The organism is Kitasatospora sp. NPDC057223 (assembly GCF_042669755.1).
GTDB lineage: Bacteria > Actinomycetota > Actinomycetes > Streptomycetales > Streptomycetaceae > Kitasatospora.
On record NZ_JBHUWW010000214.1, the window covers coordinates 1 to 9,616 of the forward strand.

Consider the following 9,616-nt stretch of genomic DNA (forward strand, 5'->3'; position numbering starts at 1 on the left):
GGCGCCGTGCTGACCTCGCCGGGCTGTGGGGTGGTGGTTCTGGTGAGGGCGATGATGGCGATGTCGTCGGTCAGGTGGTGGGTCCATTCCTGGACCCGGGTCCGCAGGTGCCGTACGAGTTCGTGCGGGTCGGTCGGCGGGTTGGCGGCCAGGTCCTCGGTGAGGGGTAGAACTCGCCGGAGGAGTTGCGTGGTTCGCTGAGGCCGTCGGTGTGCTGCAGGAGGGTGCCCCCGGGGTCCGGTTCGATGGTGGACAGGGTGGGTGTCTGCGCGGCGAGGGCGCCGAAGCCGAGCGGCAGCATCGAGGGGATGTCGGCCTCGCGGAGTCCGGGCGGGCCGGTGATCAGGGGGCGAGGTGTCCGCAGTTCACGGCTTCCAGTAGCAGCCCGACCCTGTCGGGCAGGAGCCGCCCGTCCATCGCGATGCTGCGAACGGCCCTTGCCCAGCGCACGGCGTCGCCTGTCGTCGCCAGCTCTCCCTACCGACTGACCCGCGACCCGTGGGGCGGACTCCACCGGTGTCCTCTCCGGCCCCGCCGCCGTGTCGGCCCCTTGCCGGCGCCCGGCCGGGTTGCCCTCCCTGCTGTGGACTGAGTCGAGGCGGTCGCACGCCGTCGTGGCCCTGGCGGTGTCCCCGGTGCGCACGGACGGACGGTGCGTTTCGGGCTGCGTCTTCGGCAGTCAGCACCGCCCCGCCACGACTCCAAGAATCTCATCGACGCGGCCACCCCGACTCGATGCGGGACTGCACGCTGCGATGGTGGGCCGGTCCGGTGGAGAGCGACTGCAAGGAGAGCGGAGCCGGCACAACGATGCACAAGCCATGCGAGTGGCAGGTATAGACGGACTGGCCGAGGCTGGCCGCGTGGTGTTGATGATGAAGAGCCTGCCGCCGGCCGAGGCGTCGGCTCGGCTTGGCTCAGCGGGTCCGGTTACCGCGGCGGAAGAGCTCAAGAGACTGGCGGACTTGGTAGGCCGCGGTGACGAGCCGGCCTACACCCGGCTGTACGGCATGGTGGCCGGCCCCGTGTATGGACTCGTCTTGAGGATTCTGCGGGATCCGGCGCAGTCGGAAGAGGTCGCGCAGGAGGTCCTGCTGGAGGTGTGGCGAGCGGCAGCCGGGTACCGTTCCGAGCGCGGTTCCGTGTTGACATGGGTACTGACCATCGCGCATCGGCGCGCCGTGGACCGTGTTCGGGCCACGCAGGCAACCTCTGACCGGGAACGGCGTTTCATTCGCGAGGATGCGCCTGTGCCAGTCGACAGTGTTTCGGAAGAAGTCGAGCGGACCGTCGACAGGGAGCGGGTGCGGGTTGCGCTGGCGGGCCTGACTGAGGTGCAGCGCGAAGCCCTGGTGCTGGCCTATTTCGGTGGGTTCACGCAGGTTCAGATCGCTCAGTTGCTGTGCGTGCCGTTGGGGACGGTCAAAACCAGGACGCGAGACGGCTTGGGCCGCTTGCGGGACGAACTTCGAAGTGTGCCGTGAGGTGTGACTACGGTGCCGACACGTTGCGAACCGCCGAAGGTGGTCATGGCGGTCATTCCTTGTCCAGAGCGCGCGACATCGGCGTTCCTTCCGAGGTCACGACCGTCACAGCACTCTGCTCCTGCGAGTGGCGGCCGCGTCGAGCTGTCGCCCGCGCCAGCCGACTACGTCGCGCGGCTCCTGCCCACCGTCCGTGCGAAGCCGTGATCACGACCGGCTGCTGGAGCGCGACACGGCCGACAGCGGCCGGAGCTCTGCGGATCGCCACAGGCGCTCGGCGGAGGCCCCGGTAGAGAGGAGCCGCTTCGTGGAGATGAGCGGGATGAGAGTACTGGTGGCCGGTGCCACCGGAGTCATTGGCGGTGAGATCGCCGCCGAGGCGGCTGCCCGGGGTGCCACGGTGGTGCCGGCGGGGCGTGACCGTCAGCGCCTGGCCCGGGTCGCCGACCGGATCGGGGCTTCGGGGAGCGAGTTGTTCGATGCCTATGACCTGGACACCTGCGCGGCCCTCGCGGCCCGGGCCGCCGAGCGGACCAGCGGCCTGGACGCGGTACTGGTCGCGTTCGGAGCAGTTGCCTTCGGCCACGCCGAGCAGCTTCCGCTCGCGATCCAGGAGCACCTCATGACGGTGAACGCACTGGGCCCCATGGCCGTGCTCGGGGGAGCCCTGTCCGTCCTGGGCCCGGGCGGCGCCATGGGCGCCCTGACGGGAGTGGTGGTTGACCGCCCGTTTCCCGCAATGGCTTCCTACCGGGCATCCAAGAGCGCGCTGGCCGCCTGGCTCGGCGCTGTCCGCGTCGAGCAGCACGCGAGGCGGATCTCCGTACTCGACGCGCGCCTGCCGCACCTGGACACCGGGTTCGCGCAGCGCGCCGTGAGCGGCAGCATCCCCGCGATGCCCCCCGGCGCCGACCTGAATCTGTGGGTCAACGCGGTCCTCGACGGCCTGACCCGGGGAACAGCGGTCCTGGCCCCGTCCGCCCCGACCGGCCCCACTGCCCTTCCCGGATCCGTGCAACGGCCTCGGCACTTCGACTCCCACGGAGGTGCAGTGTGATGCCGACTCGTCTGGAGAGCAGCCGGGCCCACCGCTTGGTCGAACAGATCTGCCACGCGGTGAAGCAAGGAGACGCCGCCGTCCTGGATGTCCTGCTCGACGTCCTTGAAGCCGTCGCCGATGACACCCTGCTGGAGGAACTCGCCGAGGCAATGCACCGGAACACGCCCATGGACCCGTGACTGTCGCACTGCGGGCAGAGATGGCTGCTGGGTCCTGAGAAGGGCGCCCACTGCCACCTGGAGTGGGCCGGCGCAGCGGCGGCGAAGGCTCTGCGAGCTGCCTGATCGAACGCGGGCCGCGCGGGTCTTCGGGGCGCCTGCCGCAGGAGGAGCGCCCGGGAACAGCCCGCCAACCAGCACTTCGCACGGTCCAGGTGACCGCGGCGGACGCTCGCCCGTCCGCGAGGGGGAACTCCCCGTAGCAGTTCTTGGGTGTGGCCTTCCGTTCGTGCGATGAACCACGAACCCGCTCAGTGATCCTTGGTGCGGTTGCGTCGTGCGATGTCGATGTTGAGGGCAGTGGCGAAGGCGCACCATGCGGCGTACGGGAGCAAGGCGGCGGCTGCCGCTTGATCGGCGTGAGCGGTACGCCGGATGAGGTCGGCGTTGCTGAGGTCGAGCAGTACGGTTCCTGCCGCGCCGGCCACGGGACTGCGGCTGCGGAAGAAGAACCAGTTCCACGCGGTGTTCAGAGTGAGGTTGACGCCCAGGCTTGCAACCAGGGTTCGGCGCTCCCGGCCCTGGGCTTTGACCAGGGCCCGGCCGCTGGCCCAGGCGATCGAGGCGTAGAGCGGGGTCCACACCGCGCCGAACGCCCAGGCGGGCGGCTGCCACGGCGGCTTCGCCAACGAGCGGTACCAGGCGCTGTCTGCGTCCACCGCTCGCCCGCCGACGACCGCAGTGGCGGTCACGGCCGCTGTGGTCGCCGCGTACACCGGCCAGTTGCGGCGGATCGGGCGCTGTGATCGTTCGCCGATGATCCTCATACACCTTCGTTTGCCCCGCCGGCCGCTTCCTTACCTGTGTGCGGCCCTGAGAATCGCGCAGGGTGCGCGGCCGGGGCAGGGCCGGGCAGTGGTGCGGGGGTTCCTCAGCCGACAGCTGGAACGTGCGCACGTCGTGCCGGATCTTGGGTTGTTCCGCCAGTGCCGGTGGGTCAGGCGTCGCGGCGTGTCGCGGAGCTGGTGGGGCCGCGGTGAACCAGGGCTGCCAGCGTCCGTGACGGGCGGCATCGGTGCTGTGGTCGGTCCGGTGTTCGGGGGCCGGGTCCGGCTGGTCGGCTCGGTGCCTGCCCGCCATGAGGTGGGAGCCCATTCGCCGACGTGGATGCCCCAGCGGTCGGCGCGTTCAAGGATCTTCGGCCTCGCCCTCGCGAACTACGAGAAGAACCCGTAGCCGTCCTGGCCCTTCTCGACCTCAGCGACGTAGCCCAGGTCAGGGACGGGCAGGCCGATGGAGGCGGAGGCAGAGGTATAGGCGTGCTCGCTCGGCCCAGCCGCCCTCACCGCCTCAAAGCCCTAGCCGTGCAGTCAAGTGTCGTGAGGCCCGGACCCGGCTCAGGACCTCTCACCAGTTGGTGAGCAGGAGGTGGTTGACGAGGAGAGCGAGGACGACCTGACAGACGAGCCAGCGGCGATGGTCGCGCGAGGGGAGCAGCGCTGCCGCCGCGAGCAGCCAGATGCGTTCCGTCTCGGCCTTGCTCATGCCGGAGAGGTCGGCGCTCAGGATGCTGAAGGTGCGGCGCAGGCGAGGACGGCGACTGCTTGCGGGCCGCTGGGTGTGCCCCTGCGCAGGTGGTGGAGGGCCGATGGCGCGGTGACCAGTGTGCGGCGGGCTGCGACGATGACGACGAGGCCGGTGCTGAGGAGGGCGCAGGCGAGGTCGGCCCATACCCAGTAGCTGTACAGCCGGATGCCGCCGGCACCTTGGTAGTAGCGCTGGCCGAGCAGCGGGTAGCGCCTGCCTGGCCTTTTCCATCCTCGCTCCGGTGATCGACATCGGTCGAGAGGGGGGCCGGATGGACCGGACCGTACACACCGTCGAGGACGTTCTCGTGCTCTTGGACGGGCTCTCGCATCTGCCGTGAGGAACCGGCGCTGTGCGTTGAGCATCCGCCGGATCGCGCTGCTCGTCCTCGCGCGAAGTGGCGGTCTGGACGGGACGAGGACGCCGGTCAGCCTGCAGGTGCTCGGGGAGGGGCCGCAGGCGGTGTAGGCCTGCTATGACCCCGCTATTCGCATTTCACGCTGCCGTACGCCTTCATACCGTGCTGCGGACCGGGGTTGCGGCAGCACCGAGGACAGCGCAGGGAACGCCGCTTTCCGGCCGAGCGCACAGTAAGGCAGAGCACGTCGGCGATAGGAGAAGCACACCGACAGCAAGCAGGTAGAGCAGTCCGTGGACGACGATGCCTACGATGCCCAGCACGATCGCGATGATGACGACCAGGAGCAAGAGGACCATCACACGCATCCTCGGTACGAGGAGCGGCCCGCATCCGGCCCACGGCGGGCCGGCTCTTTCAGCTTGCGCTGATTCGGGCCCGGGCAGCAGCGTCTGTAGCCGGCCCGAATGCCTGCCCGGGGCAGCCTGGTGGCACCTCGCGCACCGGCACGGCGACATCCTCGCGTCGGGTGATGCCCGTTCGGGCGGTCAGTTGAACGGGAGGACCAGGACCGGCAGGCCGGTGGGCTGCAGGGAGCCACCGGCGGGCTCGATGGTGACGCCGACGCCGGTGGCGCCGTCGATGGGGCCCTTCAGCAGGACCGAACCGGTGGAGGTCGCGAGCAGGCCGGCGGGGCGTGCCGCGCCAGCGTCGTCGAACCAGAGCTCGTAGACCTTGCCCTCGGTCAGAGAGGGCAGGGCGCCGGCGAGGAAGCCGGCCTGTCCGCGGCTCTGGGACCAGACCACGGTGCCGGCGCCCGGGCCGGCGCTCGCCGTGCTGGTTTTGGCGTCGGGCGCGGTGAGCAGGTGACTGAAGGCCGCGGTCTGCTCCTCCACCTGGGCACTCTGCTGCTGGGCCCGCTGCGCGTCCTGGTGCTGGTCGACGGCCACAGCGCCCAGGCTGATGGCGGCCGCGACGGAGGCGGCCAGCGCCAACCTGGGCCAGGACCGTGCGAACCGGCTGCGCCGGTCCCCGCGCGCACCGTCGTCCTGGTCGGACGGGTCGGGCCCGCTCGGTCCCAACTGCCGAACGGAGCCGATGCCGGCCATCACCAGAGACTCCAGCCGAGAAGGGGGATCGGCAGTCTCCGCAGCGCCGAGCCGGGCCAGCGCGGCCCTGAACTCCTGCACCTCCAGGGTGCAGGCGGGGCACCGCTCCAGATGACGGCGGAACTCCGTGCGTTCGGGATCCGGCAGCGCGTGCGCGGCGTACGCGCCGGTGAGCGTGTGCAGATCGGCGGCTGTGGTCATGACCCCACCCCCAGGCAGTCGCGCAGCCGGATCAGGCCGTCGCGCATCCGGGTCTTGACCGTGCCCAGCGGCGTCCCGAGCATCTCGGCGGCCTCCTGGTAGGAGTGGCCCCGGTAGTACGCCAGCGTGACCGACTCCCGCTGGAGCTCGGTCAGCGACTCCAGGCAGCGGCGCACCTGCTCCCGCTCCAACCGATGCTCGACCTGCTCGGCAACCTCGTCGTACGCGATCCCCTGCGACCGGGCCGCCGCCCGGCGCTCACGGTCTGCGGCAGCCTGCGCGCTGCGCACCCGGTCCACCGCGCGGCGGTGGGCGAGGGTCATGATCCAGGTCATCACCCCGCCGCGCTCCGGCCGGTAGCGGGCAGCGGTCCGCCAGACCTCCAGCATGACCTCCTGCGTCACCTCCTCCGACTGCGCGGGGTCGCGCAGCACCTTGCGCACCAGGCCGAACACGGGTCCCGACACGGTGACGTAGAGCCTGCGGAAGGCGTCCTGGTCACCGAACGCGCTGCGCGCGAGCAACTCCACCAGGTCCGGGCCGCGATGCTGCGCGGCCGCGAACTGCGGGATGCCGCTCACGGTGCCGCTCCGGGGAGGCGGGGCGGCGATGCCACCGGCCACCGCCTTTGGGCGGCGCGGTCACGCGGGTGCTGTGCGCGCATGGGAGCCTCCAACTGGGCCTCCGGGTCAGGGCTGCTTCTGGGACCTCGGCCGGTCCGGCTCACTTATTCGGACACGCTGGCCCGATGGTTTGCCCTGATCCGTGACGTTTCGTGCATTGGGCTCATCTTTTGGTGCGGCACCGACATCTGCCAGTGAGCCCGTCAACGGAGGGTGAACGCCGCCTGTTCGGCGACATGCCGCCGGTGCGGGTCACCGTCGTTCTGGAACCGGCGCGGGAACAGCACGTCCGCCAGCAGCGCTCCGGTGTCCTCGGCGAGTGGGTGTCTGCCCTTCGCCCCCTGCCCGGAGCGCGGTCAGGATCTCAGCCATGGACAGTGTTGTGGAGCCGCCGACGGGTCACGATGCGCGGTACCTGACCGTTACGGCGCAGGCCCTGGAGATTCTGGAAACGCGCAGGGCCCTCCTCCCCTGCCCTGAGGATCACCGCCCGTGCGGGTGGCCGAGGCCGGCGCTGCCCGCCGGACCTGCACCGGTTGCCCGCGCGGCATCGCGCGCCGAAATCGGCTGCTGCCAGCCAGCAGTGCCTCCGCCCATCGACGCAGCTGCCCGGCCGCCGCCACATCGCCACCGGCACAGCTCCTGGGGCCGGATCCTCCTGAAGCACTCCGGCTCCGACCAGGACCTAGCCGAGCGTCCGCAGCCTTGCGCGGGAGTGCCGATCAAGGGGGCCCTGGGTGCGTGTTCACCCGGGCGGGTGCAGTCCGGTGGCGTGGTGGTGGCGAATGGGGGGTGTGCGCCGTTCGGCTTCCAGGCTTCGGCGCGCGTGGCGGGGCCCGGTCGGTCCGGGTCCCGCCCACCGTGGTTCGTCGGGGTGGGCGGGTCAGCCCTGGTCGAGGGGCAGTGCGACGTCGACGACCTGGTAGCCCTGGGGGAACGCGCCGAGGTCGTAGGTGGTGCCGGTCAGGACGTCGACCTTGTAGAAGCGGCGCTCCCCGCCGACGCCGAGGGAGGCGTAGCCGGTGTTGGTGTGGTGCTCGGGGTTGTAGTAGATGTCGAATCCGGCGTGGTTGTCGGCGTCGATGCCGAGGCTGCCGGTGGGGGCGAGGCTGCCGGCGTTGGCGGGGGACTGCAGGGAGACGCGGTCGGCGGTGGTGTCGATGTCGAAGAGCGTGGTGGCGGTCGCGGCCTCGGTGTCGTTGTTGGTGTAGGCGGCGCCGGTGACGCCCTTGGCGGTGGTGCCGGTGGTGGCCGGGGGGACGGGCGGGTTGGTGAGGGTGGCGTCGGCGACGGTGGTGCCCGCCGCCGGGGCGCCGTTGGGGTCGTCGATGTTGTGGCGCAGGTTCTGGCCGGTGTCGGAGATGACGCGCAGGCGGTTGGCGGCGGGGTTGAAGTCGACGCCGAAGCTGGTGCCCTCGAGGGCGATGGTCAGCTGGGAGACCTTCTTCGCGTCGGCGTTGTCGTCGCTGACGGTGTAGATGCCGCCCTTGTCGCCGACGCCGTAGAGCTTGCCGTTCTGGACGCGGTAGTCGATGCCGACCAGGTGCTGGTCGCCCTCCAGGCCGCTGATGCTGCCGATGCGGTCGATCTTCTCGGGGTGGTCGGTGGCGAAGGCGACCAGGTCGTGGTCGGTGGTCAGGCCCAGCGACCACAGCGGGTTGTGATGGTGGTGGCCGTGGTGGTGCCCGTGCTCCTCGCCGCTGGCGGTGTTCTTCTGCGGCTTGGCCGCGGCCGGGCCCATCCCGTCGGCGAAGGCGGCGGGCGCGGCAAGGGCGGCGGCCACCAGCAGGGCGGCGGCGGGCAGCAGGGCAGAGCGCTTGAGCATGAAGGTTCCTTGACGTCAGAACAGCTGGAGAAGAACGGGTTTCGTCCCCACACCGACGCTAGGCCCCGGCGCCGCAAGCCGCCGGGCAGCCCGGGCCAGCCACCGCCAGGTGGCGCATCACCGCAGCGCACCGCCCACAGCCTTCCCCGGGCACCCGTACCGTTGCGCGTCGCGCTGAGCGGGGCGCGCGGTGCACTCGCCGGAGTGACCGCCCAACGGCCCCGCGAACAGTGCCTTTCGAGGCGCACGGGAGTCGGTCCCTGCTGGTCCGCCGCGAGCCCCTACGTCCGGCCGCCTCGCGGTGCCCGGGCGGCCAGGCCCCGCGACTGCCGGTGATGAGCAGACCGCAGCCACTGCGCCGACAGGCCGTCAGCCGGGGCCGGTTCCCTGAACACGAGGCGCGCGGGCTCTGCGGAACGTCCCTCCTGGACCCGACCTCACCACGCCGGCCACCGCCTCACCAGCATGGCACCTGCTCCTCTCCGATCCGACCGAACAGCGTCGGTGTGCCTCACCGGCCCAGGCCCCCAGCCGCCGTAGCGTCCCCGGTACGGAGTGTTGTGCGCTCCCGGCCTCAAGCAGCCCGCACCTGGCCGCTGTCCCGAGCGGCCAGGCGCGGGCCGCACCGCGGTCCGTGCTCCCGGGAAGGTGCTCGAGGCCCGGCGCGCCTACGTCCTGTCACCGTAGGCGACCGCGACCAACCACCGTCCGTTCTCGTTCTCCCGGAGCCGGCTGGGCCCGACCCCGTACCGGCGAGGAGCGGGCGGATGCACTTCGGGTTCTCCCGCCAACCTCCCGGCGCGCCGGTGAGGCGCGGATCGGCCACGACGGGGGCGCCTCCACCCTGATGGCCTCTCAAATTCTGCCGGGCCGAAGGTCCGGAACCTACCGTGGAAGTACGCGGCCGGGCGCCTACGTCATCGAACGGGCTGTCCGCTGCGCCGAGCCCCGGGCCGCTATGACCCGGCCAGGGGCGGCAGGGAACGGCAGACACGTACTTCCGGCCTGCCCGGGTGGGGCACCCGGGCAGACCGGGATCGAGAGGCGCAGGCCGTCGTCGGGGCGGACGTCGGCGGCCGGCTTCGGGTGTTGCTCGCGGACCCGCGTGCGGGCCTGGTGCGGCGGGTTCACCAGCTGCGGGGGCGGGGGTTGAACGGGGCGGGTTCCGGCGTGGTTCGGTGGCCGGGGGCGTCGGCGGGGTGGTGTTGGCA

Annotated in this window: 8 protein-coding genes; 3 read left to right on the plus strand and 5 right to left on the minus strand. The window is 71.3% G+C overall.

Annotation, left to right across the window (positions count from 1 at the left end; translation table 11 throughout):
- The first annotated feature begins 872 nt into the window (after positions 1–872).
- From sigK (ACFUK0_RS38320) to ACFUK0_RS38330, 3 genes are all read left to right on the plus strand, one after another.
- Positions 873–1,484 (plus strand): ECF RNA polymerase sigma factor SigK, encoded by a 612-nt coding sequence (sigK, locus tag ACFUK0_RS38320; RefSeq protein ID WP_380258400.1) that lies wholly within the window; start codon positions 873–875, stop codon positions 1,482–1,484.
- Positions 1,485–1,797: 313 nt separating this feature from the next.
- The gene (locus ACFUK0_RS38325; RefSeq protein WP_380258386.1) at positions 1,798–2,541 is read left to right on the plus strand and encodes an SDR family NAD(P)-dependent oxidoreductase; all 744 of its coding nucleotides are present in this window, start codon (positions 1,798–1,800) and stop codon (positions 2,539–2,541) included.
- Positions 2,541–2,723: a hypothetical protein gene (locus tag ACFUK0_RS38330; RefSeq protein ID WP_380258388.1), complete on the plus strand. Its 183-nt coding sequence runs from the start codon at positions 2,541–2,543 to the stop codon at positions 2,721–2,723. Before ACFUK0_RS38325 ends, ACFUK0_RS38330 begins: the two co-directional genes overlap by 1 nt.
- Before the next feature lie 290 nt (positions 2,724–3,013).
- On the opposite strand, the gene ACFUK0_RS38335 is transcribed toward ACFUK0_RS38330, so the two are convergent.
- The 5 genes from ACFUK0_RS38335 to ACFUK0_RS38355 all read right to left on the minus strand — a co-directional run bounded on the left by ACFUK0_RS38335 (position 3,014) and on the right by ACFUK0_RS38355 (position 8,405).
- On the minus strand, positions 3,014–3,529 hold the full coding sequence (locus tag ACFUK0_RS38335) for a TspO/MBR family protein (RefSeq protein WP_380258390.1): 516 nt from the start codon (positions 3,527–3,529) through the stop codon (positions 3,014–3,016).
- Positions 3,530–4,109: 580 nt separating this feature from the next.
- A complete protein-coding gene (locus ACFUK0_RS38340) occupies positions 4,110–4,247 on the minus strand; it encodes a hypothetical protein (protein ID WP_380258392.1) in 138 nt (45 codons plus the stop codon).
- Positions 4,248–5,195: 948 nt separating this feature from the next.
- Complete coding sequence (locus ACFUK0_RS38345) at positions 5,196–5,957, minus strand: anti-sigma factor domain-containing protein (RefSeq protein WP_380258394.1); 762 nt, start codon at positions 5,955–5,957, stop codon at positions 5,196–5,198.
- The gene (sigK, locus tag ACFUK0_RS38350) at positions 5,954–6,538 is read right to left on the minus strand and encodes an ECF RNA polymerase sigma factor SigK (protein ID WP_380258396.1); all 585 of its coding nucleotides are present in this window, start codon (positions 6,536–6,538) and stop codon (positions 5,954–5,956) included. The genes ACFUK0_RS38345 and sigK (ACFUK0_RS38350) overlap by 4 nt, the downstream gene beginning before the upstream one ends.
- 925 nt (positions 6,539–7,463) lie before the next feature.
- Complete coding sequence (locus tag ACFUK0_RS38355) at positions 7,464–8,405, minus strand: DUF4394 domain-containing protein (RefSeq protein ID WP_380258398.1); 942 nt, start codon at positions 8,403–8,405, stop codon at positions 7,464–7,466.
- Positions 8,406–9,616 lie beyond the last annotated feature (1,211 nt).

Coding starts and splice junctions, on each gene's coding strand:
- sigK (WP_380258400.1), top strand. CDS start 873: ATGATGAAGAGCCTGCCGCCGGCCGAGGCGTCGGCTCGGCTTGGCTCA.
- ACFUK0_RS38335 (WP_380258390.1), bottom strand. CDS start 3,529: ATGAGGATCATCGGCGAACGATCACAGCGCCCGATCCGCCGCAACTGG.
- ACFUK0_RS38325 (WP_380258386.1), top strand. CDS start 1,798: ATGAGCGGGATGAGAGTACTGGTGGCCGGTGCCACCGGAGTCATTGGC.
- ACFUK0_RS38345 (WP_380258394.1), bottom strand. CDS start 5,957: ATGACCACAGCCGCCGATCTGCACACGCTCACCGGCGCGTACGCCGCG.
- ACFUK0_RS38330 (WP_380258388.1), top strand. CDS start 2,541: ATGCCGACTCGTCTGGAGAGCAGCCGGGCCCACCGCTTGGTCGAACAG.
- ACFUK0_RS38355 (WP_380258398.1), bottom strand. CDS start 8,405: ATGCTCAAGCGCTCTGCCCTGCTGCCCGCCGCCGCCCTGCTGGTGGCC.
- ACFUK0_RS38340 (WP_380258392.1), bottom strand. CDS start 4,247: ATGAGCAAGGCCGAGACGGAACGCATCTGGCTGCTCGCGGCGGCAGCG.